General features: G+C 73.3%; 18 protein-coding genes. 6 read left to right on the plus strand and 12 right to left on the minus strand.

All coding sequences use genetic code 11. From position 1 onward, the window contains the following. Positions 1-55: 55 nt before the first annotated feature. From ACIBEJ_RS07020 to ACIBEJ_RS07030, 3 genes are all read right to left on the minus strand, one after another. Positions 56-1,345: an amidase gene (locus tag ACIBEJ_RS07020; RefSeq protein WP_397181682.1), complete on the minus strand. Its 1,290-nt coding sequence runs from the start codon at positions 1,343-1,345 to the stop codon at positions 56-58. 82 nt (positions 1,346-1,427) lie between these two features. Beyond that, complete coding sequence (locus ACIBEJ_RS07025) at positions 1,428-2,468, minus strand: cytochrome d ubiquinol oxidase subunit II (RefSeq protein WP_397181683.1); 1,041 nt, start codon at positions 2,466-2,468, stop codon at positions 1,428-1,430. A 12-nt stretch (positions 2,469-2,480) separates the two neighbouring features. Continuing rightward, complete coding sequence (locus ACIBEJ_RS07030; protein ID WP_397181684.1) at positions 2,481-3,884, minus strand: cytochrome ubiquinol oxidase subunit I; 1,404 nt, start codon at positions 3,882-3,884, stop codon at positions 2,481-2,483. A gap of 77 nt (positions 3,885-3,961) precedes the next feature. On the opposite strand from ACIBEJ_RS07030, the gene ACIBEJ_RS07035 reads away from it, so the two are divergent. After that, on the plus strand, positions 3,962-4,843 hold the full coding sequence (locus ACIBEJ_RS07035; RefSeq protein ID WP_397181685.1) for a LysR family transcriptional regulator: 882 nt from the start codon (positions 3,962-3,964) through the stop codon (positions 4,841-4,843). Positions 4,844-4,852: 9 nt separating this feature from the next. Here the strand turns inward: ACIBEJ_RS07035 and ACIBEJ_RS07040 are convergent, their stop codons facing one another. Both ACIBEJ_RS07040 and ACIBEJ_RS07045 read right to left on the minus strand, forming a co-directional pair. Next, entirely contained in the window at positions 4,853-6,229 is a 1,377-nt protein-coding gene (locus tag ACIBEJ_RS07040) for a cytochrome bc complex cytochrome b subunit (protein WP_397181686.1), read from the minus strand. Between the two features lie 111 nt (positions 6,230-6,340). Beyond that, on the minus strand, positions 6,341-6,961 hold the full coding sequence (locus tag ACIBEJ_RS07045; protein ID WP_397181687.1) for a maleylpyruvate isomerase family mycothiol-dependent enzyme: 621 nt from the start codon (positions 6,959-6,961) through the stop codon (positions 6,341-6,343). A gap of 86 nt (positions 6,962-7,047) precedes the next feature. Here ACIBEJ_RS07045 and ACIBEJ_RS07050 point away from each other — a divergent pair, with 86 nt between their 5' ends. Beyond that, positions 7,048-7,701, plus strand: a complete 654-nt coding sequence (locus tag ACIBEJ_RS07050) for a TetR/AcrR family transcriptional regulator (protein ID WP_397181688.1) — start codon at positions 7,048-7,050, stop codon at positions 7,699-7,701. Here the strand turns inward: ACIBEJ_RS07050 and ACIBEJ_RS07055 are convergent. Both ACIBEJ_RS07055 and ACIBEJ_RS07060 read right to left on the minus strand, forming a co-directional pair. Beyond that, positions 7,686-10,043, minus strand: a complete 2,358-nt coding sequence (locus tag ACIBEJ_RS07055) for an ATP-binding cassette domain-containing protein (protein WP_397181689.1) — start codon at positions 10,041-10,043, stop codon at positions 7,686-7,688. The genes ACIBEJ_RS07050 and ACIBEJ_RS07055 overlap by 16 nt on opposite strands. 98 nt (positions 10,044-10,141) lie before the next feature. Beyond that, on the minus strand, positions 10,142-11,422 hold the full coding sequence (locus ACIBEJ_RS07060) for an MFS transporter (protein WP_397181690.1): 1,281 nt from the start codon (positions 11,420-11,422) through the stop codon (positions 10,142-10,144). 118 nt (positions 11,423-11,540) lie between these two features. On the opposite strand from ACIBEJ_RS07060, the gene ACIBEJ_RS07065 reads away from it, so the two are divergent. Together ACIBEJ_RS07065 and ACIBEJ_RS07070 are read left to right on the plus strand one after the other, a co-directional pair. Then, positions 11,541-11,984: a helix-turn-helix transcriptional regulator gene (locus tag ACIBEJ_RS07065; RefSeq protein ID WP_397181691.1), complete on the plus strand. Its 444-nt coding sequence runs from the start codon at positions 11,541-11,543 to the stop codon at positions 11,982-11,984. Between the two features lie 10 nt (positions 11,985-11,994). Then, positions 11,995-12,399 (plus strand): VOC family protein, encoded by a 405-nt coding sequence (locus ACIBEJ_RS07070; protein ID WP_397181692.1) that lies wholly within the window; start codon positions 11,995-11,997, stop codon positions 12,397-12,399. A gap of 7 nt (positions 12,400-12,406) precedes the next feature. On the opposite strand, the gene ACIBEJ_RS07075 is transcribed toward ACIBEJ_RS07070, so the two are convergent. Beyond that, complete coding sequence (locus ACIBEJ_RS07075) at positions 12,407-12,760, minus strand: VOC family protein (protein ID WP_397181693.1); 354 nt, start codon at positions 12,758-12,760, stop codon at positions 12,407-12,409. Between the two features lie 53 nt (positions 12,761-12,813). On the opposite strand from ACIBEJ_RS07075, the gene ACIBEJ_RS07080 reads away from it, so the two are divergent. Together ACIBEJ_RS07080 and ACIBEJ_RS07085 are read left to right on the plus strand one after the other, a co-directional pair. Beyond that, positions 12,814-13,314, plus strand: a complete 501-nt coding sequence (locus ACIBEJ_RS07080; protein ID WP_397181694.1) for a TetR/AcrR family transcriptional regulator — start codon at positions 12,814-12,816, stop codon at positions 13,312-13,314. A gap of 62 nt (positions 13,315-13,376) precedes the next feature. After that, positions 13,377-13,796 (plus strand): ATP-binding protein, encoded by a 420-nt coding sequence (locus ACIBEJ_RS07085; RefSeq protein WP_397181695.1) that lies wholly within the window; start codon positions 13,377-13,379, stop codon positions 13,794-13,796. 4 nt (positions 13,797-13,800) lie between these two features. Here the strand turns inward: ACIBEJ_RS07085 and ACIBEJ_RS07090 are convergent, their stop codons facing one another. The 4 genes from ACIBEJ_RS07090 to ACIBEJ_RS07105 all read right to left on the minus strand — a co-directional run bounded on the left by ACIBEJ_RS07090 (position 13,801) and on the right by ACIBEJ_RS07105 (position 18,319). After that, positions 13,801-16,092, minus strand: coding sequence for a xanthine dehydrogenase family protein molybdopterin-binding subunit (locus ACIBEJ_RS07090; protein WP_397181696.1), 2,292 nt, complete (start codon positions 16,090-16,092; stop codon positions 13,801-13,803). Beyond that, positions 16,089-17,087, minus strand: coding sequence for an FAD binding domain-containing protein (locus ACIBEJ_RS07095; RefSeq protein WP_397181697.1), 999 nt, complete (start codon positions 17,085-17,087; stop codon positions 16,089-16,091). The genes ACIBEJ_RS07090 and ACIBEJ_RS07095 overlap by 4 nt, the downstream gene beginning before the upstream one ends. After that, positions 17,074-17,571 carry a (2Fe-2S)-binding protein gene (locus ACIBEJ_RS07100; RefSeq protein ID WP_397181698.1) on the minus strand — a complete coding sequence of 166 codons (498 nt, stop codon included), beginning with the start codon at positions 17,569-17,571 and terminating at the stop codon, positions 17,074-17,076. The genes ACIBEJ_RS07095 and ACIBEJ_RS07100 overlap by 14 nt, the downstream gene beginning before the upstream one ends. Positions 17,572-17,677: 106 nt before the next feature. Continuing rightward, positions 17,678-18,319 (minus strand): GntR family transcriptional regulator, encoded by a 642-nt coding sequence (locus tag ACIBEJ_RS07105; RefSeq protein WP_397181699.1) that lies wholly within the window; start codon positions 18,317-18,319, stop codon positions 17,678-17,680. Between the last annotated feature and the right edge of the window lie 46 nt (positions 18,320-18,365).

Here is an 18,365-nt window from a genome sequence, read left to right on the forward strand (position 1 = left end):
CCTGCTGGCGATCGCGCACGATCTGCTGGGGACTCGCTGGGGGTTGCCTGCAGGCTCAGGCGAACAGGAGGTCCTCATCGCCGGGGCGGCAGACCAGTTGCAGGCCGGCGGGCAGGCCCGCCACCGTGCCCGCGGGCAGCGACAGCGCGGGCAGGCCGAGCACGTTCCACGGGCTGGTCAGTGCCAGCAGGGCGGCGCGGACGGCCGACGGGCTGCCGTCGATCTCGATCTCGCGCCGGCCGATGGGCGGGGCGGTGATGGGCACGGTCGGCAGGGCCAGCACGTCGTGGTGCTCGAACAGCGCCGCCGCGGCGGCGGTCAGGCCGGCGCGGGCGTCCATGGCCCGCACGTACCGCCAGCCGGGCATCTGGACGGCGGCGTGCAGGCGCTGGAGGGTCTCGGGTTCGTACAGCTGCGGGGCGGCGGCCATCCGGTCGCCGTGCACGGCCGCGGCCTCGCCGCTGTGCATGGCGGCGTAGACCTCACGCAGGCCCTGGGCGAGGGTGTCGGGCAGGGGGACCACGTCCTGGATGCGGGCCGCGGCTCTGGCCTGCCGTACCACGTGGGGGTCGAGCGCGGACAGCCCGCCGGCCTCCAGCCACCCCACCCGCGCCGCCCTGCCATCGGCCTCGCGGCCGGTGCGGCCGGTGAGGCAGCGGTAGGCGAGCAGGCAGTCGGCCGGTGTGGCGGCCAGGATGCCGACGTGGTCGAAGGAGCGGGCGAGCGGGAAGACGCCGCCGGCCGGGATCGCGCCGTAGGCCGGTTTGAAGCCGGCCACCCCGCACAGGGCGGCGGGGATGCGTACCGAGCCGCCGGTGTCGGTGCCGAGGGCCAGCGGCACCAGGCCCGCCGCGACGGCCGCGGCGCTGCCCGCGCTGGAGCCGCCGGTCATCCTGGCCGGGTCGCGCGGGTTGCGCACCGGGCCGGTGGCCGTGACGTCGCCCGTGGGCCCGTAGGCGAACTCGTGGGTCGTGGTCGTGCCCACGATGACGGCTCCGGCCGCGCGCAGCCGCGTCACGCAGGCGGCGTCGGCGCGGGCGAGGTGCCCGGCGAAGTGCCGCGACCCCATGGTGATCGGCAGGCCGGCGACGTCGATGAGGTCCTTCACCCCGACCGGCACCCCGTGCAGCGGCCCGCGATCGACCCCGCGCGCCAGCTCCTCGTCGGCGCGCCGCGCCGCGGCTCTGGCGCCGCCGGCGTCCACGGTGACGAACGCGTTGAGCTCCGCGCCCGGCCCGGCGATCGCCTCCAGGGCCAGCTCGATCAGCTCGGCCGACGTGGTGCCTGCCCGGCGCAGGTCCAGGGCGAGGCCGTCGACGGTACGGCCGGCGAAGGGGCCCGGCATGGCAACCTTTCCGCAACCTCTGGATCTTCGGACGGTTCCCCCTGGATACCACCCCTCCCCCGGCCGGCGCGAGTGCCCGGGATCAGAAGTAGCCGGGCTGGGTGACGCGCCCGCGAAAGGCCCACCACAGGAACGCCTGGTAGCCGACGACGACCGGGATGATCACCACGCCGAACGCGGTCAGGGTGTGCAGGGTGGCGGCGTCGGCGGCCGACTCGGCCACGGTCAGCCCGGCGCCGGGCGTGACGGTCGAGGCCAGCAGGTACGGAAAGCCGGCCAGCCCCGTCACCACCACCGGGAGCCCGGCGGCGCCCGCGGTCGCGGTGAAGGCGAGCCCCGGCCGGGCGGCGGCCAGAGCGGCACGGGCGGCCACCATCAGGGCGGGAATGGCGAGCGCCGCGGCGAGGGCCGGTGCGGGGTTGAGCGGCCGCACCCCCGTGACCAGCGCGGCGAGCGCCGCCGCCACCACCGCGAACCCCGCCCACCCCGCCGCCCTCCTGGCGAAGACGCCGCCCAGGGCCGCCACCTGCCCGTCGGCACGCAGGGCGAGGAACGCGCCGCCGTGCGCCGCGAACACCAGGACACCGGTCACCCCGCACAACAGGACGAACGGCTGCAGCACCTCGCCCGCCGACAGGGTGAAGCTGTGGCCGCCGTCCAGCGGGACACCGGTCAGCAGCAGCCCGACCAGCATCCCGAGCGCCGCCGCGGGAACGACCCCGCCGACGCCGACCAGCAGGTCCCACCCGCGCCCGCTGCCGGGCACCCGGGCGGTGCTCCGGCCGCGCGGCCGGTGCGTGGGCGTGCCGGCGCCGCGGCTGCGGAGCTGGACGGCGCTCTTGCCGATCGCCAGGCCCAGCACCAGGGGCACGATCAGCGGGTAGGCGCCCGACAGCAGGGTGCCCTCCAGGAAGGGGAAGGCGCCGAACAGCACGCCGGCGGCGCCGATCAGCCAGACCTCGTTGCCGAAGAAGAAGGGGCCGAGCGCCGCCAGCGTCTGCCTGCGGGTGCGCTCGTCGCGCCCGGTGAAGGGCAGGGCCATCTGCACGCCGTAGTCGTAGCCGCCGAGGACGAAGGAGCCGGTGAGCAGGAAGCCCAGGATCGCCAGCCAGAACATCTCCATGGAGCGTTCCTTTCAGAAGGTGGGACGGATCTCGGCCGGCGGGCCGAGGTGGGCGGGCTCGGGGCCGCGGCGGGCGTGGCGGGCGATCAGCGTCCAGTCGGCCACGGCCAGCGCGCCCAGCACCAGCGCGAAGCTCAGCAGCGAGGCGAGCATCGCGCCGTATCCGACGCCGGGCGACAGCGCCTCGGCCGTGGTGAGCTCGCCGTAGACGACCCAGGGCTGGCGGCCGACCTCGCGCACGACCCAGCCGCCCACCGAGGCCAGGAACGGCAGCGGGATCGCGACAGTCAGCAGGCGGTGCAGGGGGCGGGTGAGACGCGAGCCGTACACAAGCGCGGCGCCCAGCAGCAGCGCCACGGTCACGGAGATGACCAGCCGGTACGGCCCCGCCTCCCCGAACAGGATGCCGCCGGCGAACTCCCCGGCCGGCAGGGCGAGCAGCAGCACGAGCGCCGCGGCGGCGGCCCGGCGCCGGGCCAGGCCGTCCCGGAAGACGATCACGATGCCGAACAGCGCGATCACGCCGAGGACGTAGCCGAGCCACAACATGGCGTACTGGCCCCACACGGCCCACTGCGGCGGCATGTAGTCGCCGGGCCCGTGGGCCGCCGCCATGGCCTGCTGCAGCCGCGCCATCCCCTCCCCGTGCGACAGCAGGCCCAGCTTCATCGGCTGCGTCGCGGCCAGCAGCGGGTACTGCAGTCCGCCGGCGACGTAGACGGCCACGCTCGCGACGGCCGCGACCACGACGCCCGCGCGCAGCGTGCCGCGGAACTCCGGCCGGGCGCGGCGCAGGTGGTGGGCGCTGATCCCGGCCAGGAAGATCCCGCCGGTCAGCAGCGCCGCGGAGATCACGTGGGCGAGGGCGACCAGCGTGCTGGGGTTGGTCAGCAGGGCGCCGAAGTCGGTGAGGTAGGCGGTGCCGTCGCGCACGACGTGGCCGGTGGGCGCCTGCATGAACCCGTTGGCGACCAGCACCCAGTACGCCGAGGCGTAGGCGGTCAGCGTGACCAGCCAGATGGTCGCGACGTGGAACCAGGGCCGCAGCCGCCCCCATCCGAAGATCCACATGCCGAGGAAGGTGGACTCGGCGAAGAAGGCGATGAGCGTCTCCAGGGCGAGCGGGGCGCCGAAGACGTTGCCGGCGAACTTGCTCAGTCCGCTCCAGTTCAGGCCGAACTGGAACTCCATCACCAGCCCGGTCGCGATGCCCAGCGCGTAGTTGATCACGTAGAGCCGTCCCCAGAAGCGGGTCATCCGCTCGCGGGCGGCCCGGGTTGCGGGGTCGCGGGCGCGGACGGCGCGGGTGTGCAGGGTCGCGACGATCGGCACGAGGCCGAGGGTGAGCAGGACGAACAGCCAGTGCACGCCGGTGGTGAGGGCGAACTGGAGTCGGGCCAGATCGAGGATGTCCACGCCGCAAAACCGTAGGCAACCACGGCATATGCTGTCCAAGACCTATAAATCCATGAGTTCATAGCATCAGAGGCATAATGGATCTGCTGTCGTTGCGTTACTTCCAGGCTGTCGCGCGTCACGAGCACATCAGCCGGGCCGCCGAGGAGCTGCGGGTGGCCCAGCCCTCGCTGAGCCGCAGCATCGCCCGGCTGGAGGCCGGCCTCGGGGCGCCGCTGTTCGACCGGCAGGGGCGCCGGGTGCGGCTCAACCGGTTCGGGGCGGCGTTCCTGCGGCGGGTGGAGCGGGCGCTGGGCGAGCTGGAGGACGGGCGGCGCGAGCTGGCCGAGGCCGCGGGCCTGACCAAGGGCAGCGTGTCGGTGGCCTCGGAGACGCTGGTCATGCTGGTCGGGCCGGTCAAGAGCTTCATCGCCGAGCATCCGGGCGTCGGGGTGCGGCTGTATCAGTCGGACGCCGAGGCCATGGCGCGGCGGCTGCGCGAGGGCGAGGTCGACCTGTGCCTGACCTCGCAGCCGCTGGAGGGCAGCGGGTTCGGCGAGCGGGTGCTGCCGGCCGAGGAGGTGCTGCTGGCGGTCTCACCTGGGCATCGGCTGGCCGGCCGTACCCATGCCACGATGGCCGATCTGCGCGGTGAGCGCATCGCGACCACGCCCCCCGGCCACTGGCAGCGCGCGATGATCGAGCGGCTGTTCGCCGCGGCGGGGATGGAGCCGCAGTACGTGTGCGAGGCCAACGAGGCCTACGCCATCGTCGACCTGGTCGGCGCCGGGCTCGGCGTCGGCTTCATCCCGGCCTGGTCGGCCCGCCAGGACGGGCTGCCGGTGTCCTGGCTGCGCCTGGACGCGCCCGGGTGCGAGCGCGTCCAGCGGCTGGTCTGGCGCGAGCAGGCCTACCTGTCGGCCGCGGCCCGGCTGTTTCGCGAGCATCTGCTGGCCGAGCTGCTGACGCCCGCGGGCTGAGCCCGGCCGCTACCGCTCCAGCGGCACCCGGTCCTGGTGGGTGGTGTGGCCGTGGAAGCCGCCGTCGGCCGAGCGGGTGATGATCCCGGTCTCCACGCCGCGCGCGACCAGGCGGCGGTCTGCCTGGCGCAGGGCCAGGCAGATCCAGCGGGTGAGGACGAAGGCCAGCACGGGGCCGGCGAGCACGGCGACCTGGAAGGCGATCGTCACCGCTTCGAGCGAGAGCTGGAAGCGGTGGGCGAGCTGGTCGTTGGAGGCGGCGGCCCACAGCAGGCCGTAGAAGGTGACGCCGGCGGCGGCCAGGCCCGTGCGCACGGCCGTCTCGCGCGGGCGCTGCAGGATGTCGTGCCGGGTCCTGGTCCTGCGCATGCGGCCGCGGGTCATGGGACGGCCCTGCGCGTCGCGCCGGGTGCGGCGTTCGGCCAGGCAGCGCTCCACCAGCGGGTAGGCGGCCAGGACGGTGAAGAAGACGCCGGGCACGACCAGCGTCGGGACCAGGACGGCGAGGCTGAGGGTGTAGCCGAGGACGGTGGCCTCCCAGGCGGGCATGAGGCGCAGGGCGCCGTCGAGGAAGCCCATGTACCAGTCGGGCACCGATCCGGCCGAGACCTGGGTGGGGTTGGCGGGGCCGTACAGCCAGATGGGGGCGACCTGGAAGGCCAGGCCGAGCGCGAGCAGCACGCCGACGGTGGCCAGCGCCATGACCGGGCGGGCGCGGCGCGGGCCGGGGGCGGCGTCGGCGAAGCGGGTGTGGCCGTTGCGGCGCAGCAGCCGGGCGCGCACGGCCAGCAGCGCGATCATGACCGCGGGGATGACCAGGACGTGCGCCCAGTACAGGACGGGGATGACGCGCTCGCCGGGGAAGCCGTCGCCGAACAGCAGGTACACGCCGTAGGAGCCGACGACCGGGATCGACTGCGTCACCGACTTGATCAGCCACAGGCTGCCGCCCGAGAGCATGTCGTCGGGCAGGATGTGGCCGGTCTCGCCGGCCGCCATGGCCAGCGGCAGCAGCGTCACCCAGATGAGCCACTGCGCGGTGCGCGGGTGGCGGAAGGCGCCGGTGACGAACATGCGCAGCAGTTGCAGGGCGACGGCGGCGGCGAACACCAGGGCCGCCCAGTGGTGCACCTGGCGGATGAGCAGGCCGCCGCGCACCTCCAGGCTCAGGCGCATCGTCGAGTCGAACGCCTCGCTGACCGGGATGCCGCGCAGCGGCGTGTAGACGCCGTCGTAGAGCACGCGCGAGGAACTGGGGTCGAAGAACACCATGAGGAACAGTCCGGTGACCAGCAGGACGACGAACGACCAGATGGCGATCTCGGCGAACATGAAGGTCCAGTGGGAGAACTGGAAGGTGCGGCCTTTGGCGGTCGGCAGGCGCATGGGAGCCCCCTTGTCTCGTCTCGTACACCTGACGAGCCGGACAGGGCCGATGTGACGTCTTCGGCGGGTGATACGGGTCACTGCCGGTTTCGCGGTACGGCGCGGCGGCGCTCAGCCCCGGGTCAGGGCGGCGACGCCGGGCCCGGTCAGCTCGCCGGGCCGGGTGGGCCGGCCGGAGACCGCCAGCAGCAGCGCGATCACGCTGCCGTGGACCTGCGGGCCGTCGCCGTGTTCCAGGGCGGCGTCGGTGGCGACCAGGCGCAGCCCTTCGGCGCGCTGCCTGCCGCCGCCCTGGCCGACGCTGGTACGCAGCTGGTAGCGCAGCGCGGCGGCGACGGGCTCGGGCGGGTACTCGCGCGTCAGGCCGAGCGGGCGGCGGATGTCCTCGGCGTGCACGAACGCCTCCACCAGCCGGGTGGCCTTCGGCGCGGGGGCGCCGGTGGTGCGCCCGCTCACGGCGCGGAAGGCGGCGAGCGTGGCGTGCGGGTCGGCGGCGCGCTCGCGGGCAAGGCCCGCCTGGTTGTAGCGGTCGAAGTCGAAGCGGGCGGCGGCCAGGCGCAGCACGAAGCGGGCCGGGGTGGTCTTGGCGTCCTCGACCAGGTGGGCCAGCACGTCGTGGACGTCCCAGCCGGGACACAGCGACGGCGTGGACCAGCGTTCGGCGGGCACGGCCGCCAGGTCCTGGATCAGGGCCTGGCGTTCGGCGTGGACCGCGGGCCAGATGTCGTTCACGTCTCCCCCTCGTCGGTAACTGAACTGAACTGTACAGGACAGTTGTTTCTGTACTCAAGGGTTCAGTTGGAGGTAGGATGCGGGACGTGGGCAACGAGAGCACCAGGACGCCGCCGCCGACGGGCAAGCGCGCCGAACGCAACCGGCAGGCCATCGTGGCCGCCGCGCGGGAGATGTTCACCCGCGACGGCTTCGAGGCCGGCATGGACCTGATCGCCGCCGAGGCCGGGGTGTCGAAGGTGACCGTCTACAACCACTTCGGCAGCAAGCAGGAGCTGTTCACCGAGGTCGTCGGCCTGGCGATGGGCAGCGCGCACGCCACCATGGCCGAGGTCAGGACCCGGCTGGCCGAGACCGGCGACGTGCGCGAGGCGCTGCTGCACACCGCCCGCGCCCTGGTGGAGGCGGCCACCGAGCCGTCCAGGATGGCGCTGCGCAACCTGGTCACCGGCGAGCTGCGCCGCTTCCCCGAGCTGGCCGCCGCCTACCGCGAGCGTGGCCCGGCCCGCTCGGGCCACGACCTCGGCGAGCTGTTCGGCGACCTGTGCGCGCGCGGCCGGCTCACGATCGCCGACCCCGAGGTCGCCGTGATCCAGTTCTTCGGCCTGATCGTCTACCCCCACCTGATCGCCGGCTCCATCGGCGGCACGCTCCCCCCGGAGCTGGCCGAGCGGCTGCTCACCGACGGCGTGGAGACGTTCCTGCGCCGCTACGGGAACCCGGCTCAGGCTCCCACGTAGTCGGCCAGGTGCTGCCCGGTCAGCGTGGAGCGGGCGGCGACGAGGTCGGCGGGGGTGCCCTCGAACACGATCCGGCCGCCGTCGTGCCCGGCGCCCGGCCCCAGGTCGATGATCCAGTCGGCGTGCGCCATGACCGCCTGGTGGTGCTCGATGACGATCACCGACTTGCCGGCGTCGACCAGCCGGTCCAGCAGGCCGAGCATGTGCTCAACGTCGGCCAGGTGCAGGCCCGTGGTCGGCTCGTCCAGCAGGTAGACGCCGCCCTTGTCGGCCATGTGGGTGGCCAGCTTGAGCCGCTGCCGCTCGCCGCCCGACAGCGTGTTGAGCGGCTGGCCCAGGCTGAGGTAGCCCAGCCCGACGTCGGCCAGGCGCTCCAGGATGGCGTGCGCGGCCGGGGTACGCGCCTCGCCGGCGCCGAAGAACTCCAGCGCCTCGGTCACCGGCATCGCCAGGACCTGGCTGATGTCGCGGCCGCCGAAGTGGTAGTCCAGCACCGAGGGCTGGAAGCGCTTGCCCCCGCACTCCTCGCACGGGGTGTCGACGCCGGCCATCAGGCCCAGCTCGACGTAGATGACGCCGCTGCCGTTGCAGTTGGGGCAGGCGCCCTCGGAGTTGGCGCTGAACAGCGCCGGCTTGACGCCGTTGGCCTTGGCGAAGGCCTTGCGGATCGGCTCCAGCAGCCCGGTGTAGGTGGCCGGGTTGCTGCGGCGCGAGCCGCGTACCGGGGACTGGTCGACCGAGACGACGCCCGCGGCGGCCGGCAGGGAGCCGTGCAGCAGCGAGCTCTTGCCCGAGCCGGCCACGCCCGTGACCACGCACAGGACGCCGAGCGGGACGTCGACGTCGACGTCCTGCAGGTTGTGGCGGTCGGCGCCGCGGATCTCCAGCCTGCCCGTGGGGGTGCGGCTGGCGTCCTTCAGCCGGGCGCGGTCGTCCAGGTGGCGGCCGGTGATGGTGCCGGCCGCGCGCAGGCCCTCGACGCCGCCCTCGTAGCAGATGGTGCCGCCGCCGGTGCCGGCGCCGGGGCCGAGGTCGACGACGTGGTCGGCGATCGCGATCATCTCCGGCTTGTGCTCCACGACCAGCACCGTGTTGCCCTTGTCGCGCAGGCGCAGCAGCAGCTCGTTCATCCGCTGGATGTCGTGCGGGTGCAGGCCGATGCTGGGCTCGTCGAAGACGTAGGTGACGTCGGTCAGCGAGGAGCCGAGGTGGCGGATCATCTTCACCCGCTGCGCCTCGCCGCCCGACAGCGTGCCCGCCGGCCGCTCCAGCGACAGGTAGCCGAGCCCGATCTCCACGAACGACTCCAGCGTGTGCCCCAGCTTGGCCAGCAGCGGCGCCACCGTCGGCTCGTCCAGCCCGCGCACCCACTCGGCCAGGTCGCTGATCTGCATCGCGCACGCCTCGGCGATGTTCATGCCCTTGATCCGCGAGGAGCGCGCCAGCTCGCTCAGCCGCGTGCCGCCGCACTCGGGGCAGGAGGCGAAGGTGACCGCCCGGTCCACGAAGGCCCGGATGTGCGGCTGCATCGCCTCGCGGTCCTTCGACAGGAACGACTTCTGGATCTTGGGGATGAGTCCCTCGTAGGTGTAGTTGCCGCCGTCGACCTTGACCTTGGTGGCCTCCTTGTACAGAAACGCCTGCATCTCGCGCTTGGTGAAGTCGCGGATGGGCTTGTTGGGGTCGACGAAGCCGGACTCGGCGTAGATGCGCACCGTCCAGAAGCTGTCGGACTTCCAGCCGGGGATCGTGAACGCGCCTTCGGAGATCGACTTGGAGTCGTCGTAGAGCTGGGTCAGGTCGATGTCGGAGACCTTGCCCCGGCCCTCGCAGCGCAGGCACATGCCGCCGGTGATGGAGAAGTCGCGCCGCTCGCGCACCGTGGCGCCGCCGCGCTCCAGCGTGACCGCGCCCGCCCCGCTGATGGAGGCGACGTTGAAGGAGAAGGCCTGCGGCGAGCCGATCTGCGGGGAGCCGAGCCGGCTGAACAGGATGCGCAGCATCGCGTTGGCGTCGGTGGCGGTGCCGACGGTGGAGCGCGGGTCGGAGCCGATGCGCTGCTGGTCGACGATGATCGCGGTGGTCAGCCCGTCCAGGACGTCGGCCTCGGGACGCGCCATCGTCGGCATGAAGCCCTGCACGAACGCGCTGTAGGTCTCGTTGATCATGCGCTGCGACTCGGCGGCGATCGTGTTGAACACCAGCGAGCTCTTGCCCGAGCCGGACACGCCCGTGAACACCGTCAGCCGGCGCTTGGGGATCTCGACGCTGACGTCCTTGAGGTTGTTGACGCGCGCGCCGTGCACGCGGATCAGGTCGTGGGTGTCGGCAGCGTGCGGCATCGTCTCTCCATCGTGTACGCGGGCTCCGAAGGGGTCCGCCTAGATTTAACCAGTTTCGCGCTGAAAGTCGGATTCTTTGGGCAGGGTGGCCCCTTCGGTCACGGTAGGGGCGGGGCCGTGGCGGACGCTTCTCCATTCCTGCTTGGTCCGGTCAAGCCCGCGCGGCGCGCCAGCAGCAGGACCGCGGCCACCGCGCCCAGCGCCACCGTGACCAGGCCGGAGGCGGCCAGCGTCGCCCGCGCGCCCAGCGCCGCCGTCAGCGGCCCGCCCAGCGCGGTGCCCAGCGGCGAGGCGGTCAGCAGCACCGCGCTGCGGGCGGCGAGCATCGCGGCCAGGTGCCGCGGCGGCGCGGCCGTCTGCATGAGCGTCACCGACAATGCCACGAACGGCCCGTAGACCACGCCGCCCAGCGTGAAGCAGGCCACCGTCACCGCCACCGGCGCCCCGGACCCGAACGGCAGCAGCAAGACCCCCCACGCGACCACGATCGCCACCGTCACCGGCCACAGCGGCAACCGGCGCAGCGCGCCCGCGGCGAGCCCGCCGGCCAGCGCGCCGATGCCGAACAGCATCCAGTACAGGCCCAAGAGCGTGCCGGGCGCGCCCAGGTCCCGCGTCACGTGCAGCGGCAACGCTACCTCGACCGGGCCGTAGAGCAGGTTGAAGAACCAGGTGAGCGCCAGCAGCCCCAGCAACTGCGGGTGCGAGCGCAGCAGCGCCAGCCCGCCGCGGGCCGCGGCCCCGTCGACCGGCGCGACCGGCGGCGCCTGCGGCAGCCGGGTGCGGGCGACCAGCACCGCCAGGAACACGTAGGTGAGCGCGTCCAGGCCGATCACCAGCGCCGAGCCGGCGTAGGTCACCAGCACGCCGGCCAGCGCCGGCCCCGCGATCGTGGCGGCGAAGCTCAGCGAGGAGACCAGCGTGTTGCCCGCCAGCCGCTGCTCGGCCGGCAGCAGCTCGGCCAGCAGCGTGTACTTGCCCGCGTTGCCCCACGCGTGCAGCAGCGACGACAGCGCCAGCAGCACCACGTACAGCGGCGGCGTCAGCACCCCCGCCCACCACGCCAGCGGCACCACGCCGAGCACGACCCCGCGCACCACGTTGTCGGCCAGCAGCAGCCGCCGGGCCGGCACCCGGCGCAGCCACCGCCCCAGCGCCAGCGCCCCGACCACCCCCGGCAGCGTGTACGCCGCCACCGCGCCGCCGATCCACAGCCCCGCGCCGGCCGGCGGGGCCAGCTCCATCGCCAGCCAGGCCACCGCCACGAAACTCATCCCGTCGCCGAGATAGGACACGGCGAACCCGGCGATGAGCCGCCGGAAGACCCGGTCGGCCAGCACCGGCCGGTAGGCGGCGGGAAGCAGGCGGGGCAGCGTCATGGGAGAGGGTCACCATCGGCTCGAAGGACGCCGACGACACTACCGGCGCGCCCGCCCGCCGCGGTAGAGGCCCCGCGCAGGTCAGCGGCACCCGACGGGCCGGTGCTAGGCTGCCCGCATGACCCCGCACGACCTGGCCAACCTCACGCACCTGCGGCGGGCGCGGGATCTCATCGACCGTGAGTACGCGCGCCCCCTGGACGTGCCGACGATGGCCCGCCACGCGCTCATGTCGCCGGCGCACTTCTCCCGCCAGTTCCGCGCGGCCTACGGCGAGACGCCCTACAGCTACCTCATGACCCGCCGCATCGAGCGGGCCATGGCCATGCTGCGCGCCGGCGTCAGCGTGACCGACGCGTGCATGGCGGTCGGCTGTACCTCGCTCGGCTCCTTCAGCTCCCGCTTCACCGAACTGCTCGGGGAGACGCCGAGCGGCTACCGCGCCCGCGAGCACAGCGCGGTCGCGGCGATGCCCCCGTGCGTGGCGCGGCTGCGCACCCGGCCCACCCGCGACGCGCCGAACAGCAAGAAGGGCGGAGCGAAAGCGGAGGCCGCCGCCTAACGTGGGCGCCATGAGCATCGCACTGCAGTACTGCCACATCACCGTCAACGACGTCGACGAGGCGCTCGCCTTCTACCGCGACGCCCTCGGCTTCGAGGTACGCAACGACGTCGGCAACGGCGGATTCCGCTGGGTCACCCTCGGCACCCCGGGCCGCGGCGGCACCGAGATCGTGCTGTCGGAGCCGCACGCGGGCCGCTCCCAGGCCGACGGCGACGCCATCCAGGAACTGCTCACCAAAGGCGTCCTGCCCATGATCGTCCTGAGCAGCGACGACCTCGACAAGACCTTCGAGAACGCCCGCGCCGCCGGCGCCGAGGTGCTGGAGGAGCCCGTCCAGCAGCCCTGGGGCCCGCGCGACTGCGCCCTGCGCGACCCGTCGGGCAACCTGGTGCGCATCGCGCAGGCCCAGTAACCGCCCGCTACTGCGGGCCCGCCGTGCTCTGGTCGAACAGGTGGATCGGGTTGCCCGAGGGGTCGACGAACGTCGCGGACTTGCCGTCGGGCAACTCCTTGACCTCGCCCACCCACTTCAGGTTCGGATGCGCGGCGATGTAACCCTCGACGCTGTCGACCAGGAAGCCGCCGCCCTTGCCCCACTCGGGCCCGTCGGCGGGGGTGATGTCGAGCATCAGCTCGACCTCCGTGCCGGGTAGCCGGAAGGCCACGGTCGTGTCGCCCATCCGCCACGACTCGTCCAGGCCGAGCTCGTCGCGGTAGAAGGCCACGGACTCCTGCAGATCGCTCACCGGCTGGTACAGAAAGATAAGCTTCATACGCCTCAACATAATCAGGTTACGTATCCGCGTCAAACCATTACGATGGTGGGGTGCGCGCATCCATCCCCGTACCCGGCTCGGCCAAGGCCCGCCTCATCGAGGCCGGGCTCCACCGCTTCGAACGCGACGGCTACGACGCCGTCGGCGTCACCGACCTGGCCGCCAAGGCCGGCGTCACCACCGGCGCCCTCTACCACCACTTCGGCTCCAAACTCGGCCTCTACGGCGCCATCCGCGACGACCTCGAACAACGCCTCATCGACCGCATGCACGGCGCCGCCGGCGCGGGCGCGTTCCCCGTGCGCGCCGCGCTGCTGGCCGCCTTCGACGCCGCCGTGCACTTCGGCACCTGCCGCATCCTGGCCGAACCGCCGCCCGAGCCGCGCCGCGACCCCATCACCGAGTTTCTGCGCACCCAGCTCGACCGGCCGCCCGCCGCCCCCATCCTGGCCGCCGCCTGGCGCGCCGCCCTGCTCGAGGTCGCCGACGGCACCCCGGCCGCCGCCGTACGCCCCGCCCTCGAACCCCTTCTGCCCGGCCCGCCGGTGTGAGACCCGCACAGCGGGTAGGGGGAGCCTCAACGCAGCGAAACCAGACCGTAGGGGGAGCAGCGGTGAGGACAGCACAGGTCTGCCGGGCCGTGACCAGGCCCGAGCACTGGCCCATCACCTGGGATCTGAGCGCGATCAGAGCGCGCATCGAAGCCTACGCCCGCGGCGCCGGGCTGGCCGGGGGCCGCGTGGTCGACCTGATCGTGGCCGTCAACGAGGCCGTCATCAACGTCCTGGAGCACGCCGGCGGTGCCGGTCGCGTCTCGGTCCACCACGAGGACGACCTGCTGACCGTGGACGTCGTCGACTACCAGGGCCGCCTGGCCCCCGAACGCGCCAGGCCCGCCCCGCCCGCCCCCGACGCCAGGCGCGGCTTCGGCATGTGGGTCATGGCCCAGTTGTGCGACGGCTTCACCATCGACACCCAGCGCGGCCGCACCCGCGTCCGGCTCCGGATGAGCCTGCCGCCCACCTGCACCTGACGCCTCAGAGCAGCTTGTCCAGCAGGATCGGCAAATCCCGCACCCGCCTGCCGGTCGCGTGGTGCACGGCGTTGGCGATCGCGGCGATCGTCGCCGTCATCCCCATCTCACCGATCCCGCGCGCGCCCAGCGCATTGGCGTGCGGATCCGGCTCCCCCACGAACACCACCTCGATGCCCGGAATGTCGGCGTTGACCGGCAGCATGTACTCGGCCAGGTTCGGATTGGCCAGCCGGCCCAGCCGGGCGTCGACCACCCCCGCCTCCAGCAGCGCCGCGCCGCTCGCCATCACCATGGCCCCCATGAGCTGGCTGCGCGCCGTCACCGGGTTCAGCACCCGGCCGCAGTCGTAGACGCCCAGCAGCCGCCGCAGCCGCACGGTGCCCAGATCGGCGTCCACGGCCACCTCGGCGAAGACCGCGCTCCAGGAATAGACCGCGTACGGCCCGGCCGCCGGCATCCTGAGCAACCCCAGCGTGCCGTGGAACTTGGCCCGCTCCTGCTCCGAGACACCGGTGAAGGAGTCACGCACGACATCCACCCCCGTGCGCCCCGCCGCGGCGAGGATCTCCGCGACCCCCATCCCCTCCTGCGGCCGGCCCTCCGGATACACGCGCCCGCCGCCCACCCGCAGCTCGCCCGTCTCCAGACCCAGCACATCGGCCGCCAGCGCGAGCAACTCGTCGCGGGCCGCCAGCGCCGCCTCGTGGACCACCGGCGTCAAGGACGCGGCCAGCATCGAACCGCCGCTGACCGGGGCATCGGGATAGGCGCTGTCGCCGAGCCGTACCGTCACCGACTCCGGCGGCACGCCGAACAGGTCGGCGGCCACCTGCGCCAGCAGCGTGTAGGTGCCGGTGCCCAGATCGCTGCCACCCGACAGCACCTCCACGCCACCGTCGGCCCGCACCCACACCCGGGCCGCGCTCGGATGAACGTAGGCGGGGAACGACCCGCCGGCCATGCCCCAGCCGATCAGTTCCTCGCCCTCGCGCATGCTGCCCGGCCGGGGATCACGCCGCTGCCAGCCGAACTCCCGCGCGCCCCTCTCGTACGCCTCCCGCAGGTGCTTGCCCGACCACGGCTTGCCGGAGACCGGGTCGCGCTCGGCGTAGTTGCGCAGCCGCAGCTCGATCGGATCCATCTCCAGGGCGAGCGCCAGCTCGTCCATGGCCGACTCCAGCGCGAAACTGCCGATCGCCTCACCAGGAGCGCGCATGCTGGACGGGGTCACCGCGTTCACGGGCACGAACCGGTAGTCCACCGCCACGTTCGGCACGTCGTAGGACAACGCGGCGATGCCGCCGGACGGCTCCACGTACAGATCGTCGAAGGACACCTCGTTGACGCTGTCGTAGGCCAGCGCGCTCAGCCTGCCGTCCCGGCCCGCGCCCAGCCGCACCCGGTTGGCGGTGGCCGGGCGCGGCGAGATGGCGCCGAAATGCTGCGGCCGCGACAGCACCAGCTTGACCGGCCGCCCCACCTCGCGCGCGGCCATGACGGCCAGCGCCGCATGCGGCTGCGGCCCGCCCTTGGAGCCGAACCCGCCACCGACGTACGGCGAGACGACCCGCACCCGCTCCGCCTCCAGCCCGAACCAGGCGGCGAACACACTCTGCGCGCCCGCGATCCACTGCGTGGGCTCCCAAACCGTCAGCGTCCCGTCGGCCTGCCACGCCGCGGTCGTGGAGTGCAGCTCCATCGCGCAGTGGTACAGGCGCGGGCTGGTATAGGTGGCATCCACCCGCACCGCCGCCTCGGCCAGGGCGGCCTCGGCATCGCCCCGCACATGGCTGGGAACCGCCTCGGCGATCTCGCCGCAGTCGCCGGCCCCGTAGGAGGTTGCCCGCGCGTCCCCGAGACCGGCGACGAACGGCGCGGCCTCATAGTCCGCCCCGACCTGCCCGGCGGCCTCGACCGCCTCCTCCAGCGTGCCGGCCACCACCACCGCCACCGGCTGCCCGGCGAACCGGATCCGCTCGTCCTGCAGCGGCAGGAAACTCTGGAAGGCAGCCCCGAACGGATACAGCGGCGGCGGATACAGCCGGGCGGCGTTGACGTGGGTCAGCACCAGCCGCACCCCAGGCATGGCCTCGGCCGCCGCCGTGTCCAGGCGCGCGATCGTGCCCGCGGGCACCGTACTGGTCACCAGGACCGCGTGCAGCAGGCCCTCCGGCCGGAACTCGGCCGCGTACCGGGCGGCGCCGGTCACCTTGTCGCGGGCGTCGCGGCGGGTGGTCGCCCGGCCGATCGGCGACCCGGCCGCCACCTCGATCATCGTCTCGCCGCCGTTCATCGTGCCTCCTGCCGCGCCAGCTCCGTCAGCGCCCTGGCGACCGTACGGCGGGCCAGCTCGACCTTGTAGCCGTTGTGCTCCCGCGGCCGGGCGCCCGCGGCGGCCAGCTCACCGGCCGCACGGAGCACCTCCTCGGTGGCCGGACGGCCGATCAGCGCCCGCTCGACCTCCGGCTCACGCCACGGCTTGGTCGCCACCCCGCCCAGCGCCACCCGGGCGCCGGTGATGACGCCCGCACCGTCCAGCTCCAGCCCGACCGCGGCCGAGGCGGCGGCGAACTCGTAGCTGGCCCGGTCACGCACCTTCAGATAGTGCGAGAACGCCGCGGCCTCGCAGGCGGGCACCTCCACGCCGGTGATCAGCTCACCGCGCTCCAGCGGGTGCTCGCGCCACGGCGTGTCACCGGGCAGCAGGTAGAAGTCGTCGATCGGAACGGCCCGCGTGCCGTCCGGCCCGAGCACGTGCACGATCGCGTCGAACGCCACGAGGGCCACCGGCAGGTCGCCGGGGAAGGTCGCGATGCACTGCTCGCTCGTGCCCAGCACGGCGTGGCCGCGATTCTCCCCCTCCAGCGCGGCGCAGCCCGAGCCGGGATCGCGCTTGTTGCAGGCGCCGAAGCCCGGATCGCGGAAGTAGCCGCAGCGGGTGCGCTGCATCAGGTTCCCGCCGATCCTCGCCATGTTGCGCAACTGCTGCGAGGCCCCCTTCAGCAACGCCTGCGACAGCGCCGGCCAGCCCTGCCGCACCCGCGCGTCGGCGGCCACGTCGCTCATCCTGGCCAGCGCGCCCACCCGCAGCGCCGCCCCGTCCGCCGTGATCTCCTCCAGGCCCTCCAGACGGGTGAGGTCGACCAGCCGCGACGGCCGCGCCACCCCGCACCTCATCAGGTCCACCAGCGTGGTCCCGCCGCCCAGCGCCTCGGCGCCGTCCTCGTCGCGCAGGATCTCGACGGCCGCCCGCAACGTGGCGGGCCGGGTGTACTCAAGCGCGCGCACGATCGGCCCGCCTGTCCTGTCCGGCCGCCTCGCGCACCGCCGCGATGATGTGCGGATAGGCGCCGCACCGGCACAGGTTGCCGCTCATGAACTCGCGCACCTCCTCATCGGAGCCCGCGTGCCCCTCCCGGATGCACGCCACCGCCGACATGATCTGGCCGGGCGTGCAGTAACCGCACTGGAAGGCGTCGTACTCGGCGAACGCCTCCTGCACCGGGTGCAGGCTCCCGTCCGGCGCGGCCAGGCCCTCGATCGTCGTGACCTCCTGGCCGTCGGCCTGACAGGCCAGCGTCAGGCACGCCAGCACCCTGCGCCCGTCGGCGTGCACCGTGCACGCGCCGCACTGGCCCTGGTCGCAGCCCTTCTTCGTACCGCCCAGGCCGAGCTGCTCGCGCAGCACGTCCAGCAGCGTGGCACGGGCGTCCACCCGCACCTGCCGCCCGGCGCCGTTGACCCGCAACGTGATCGCGACTGTTTCCGGCATGGGCAGGCTCACCCCACCTTCCGACGACCGTCGGCGAAGTGTGGCCGTACGGTTACTGTGCGTGTTGTCGCAACCGTGGTACCCGGCGCCTAGCCGTTCAACCCGGTCACGAGGCGCGAGAGGCGCCGGCCTGCCGTACGTGATCGATCATGATCTTCTCGGCCAGGGCGCCGTCGGCGGCACGCAGGGCCGCCAGGATGTGCTCGTGGGCGTCCAGGTTCGCGCGGGCCTGCACCGGATCCAGCCACAACGAAGCCGTCGCCGGGACCGGAACACTGTTGCGGATCGCGCGGGCGTGCTGACCGAGGAAGGCCGGACCGCCGATGTCGGCGATCGCCAGATGAAACGCCCGCGACTTCTCCCCCAGCCCCGCCAGCTCCCCCGCCGCCAGGTCCGCGACCATCTCCTCGTGCAGGGCCCGCAACCGCGCCAGGTGCTCCGGGGTCATGCGAGCCGCCGCCAGACGCGCACCCAGACCCTCCACCACCGCGCGCACCCCGTAGAACTCCTCCAGCGCGTCGGCCCCCATGTCGATCACCGTCGCGCCGTGATGCGGCTCATAGCTGATCAGCCGGTCCTTCTCCAGACGGCGCAGCGCCTCACGCACCGGCGTGACCGACACACCCAGCCGCTCGGCCACCGCGGACGCGCGCAGGGCCGTGCCCCCGGGGATGCGCGCACTGCGGATGTCGTCCAGCAGAACGCTGTAGACGTAGTCGGCCTTGCTCATCGGCGGCGTAGGCGGCATGTCGGTGATTGTTCCGTATTTCGGGGTGTTGACGGATGACTTATTT

Origin of the sequence: Nonomuraea sp. NPDC050790, assembly GCF_044456745.1 — a bacterium.
Taxonomy (GTDB): domain Bacteria; phylum Actinomycetota; class Actinomycetes; order Streptosporangiales; family Streptosporangiaceae; genus Nonomuraea.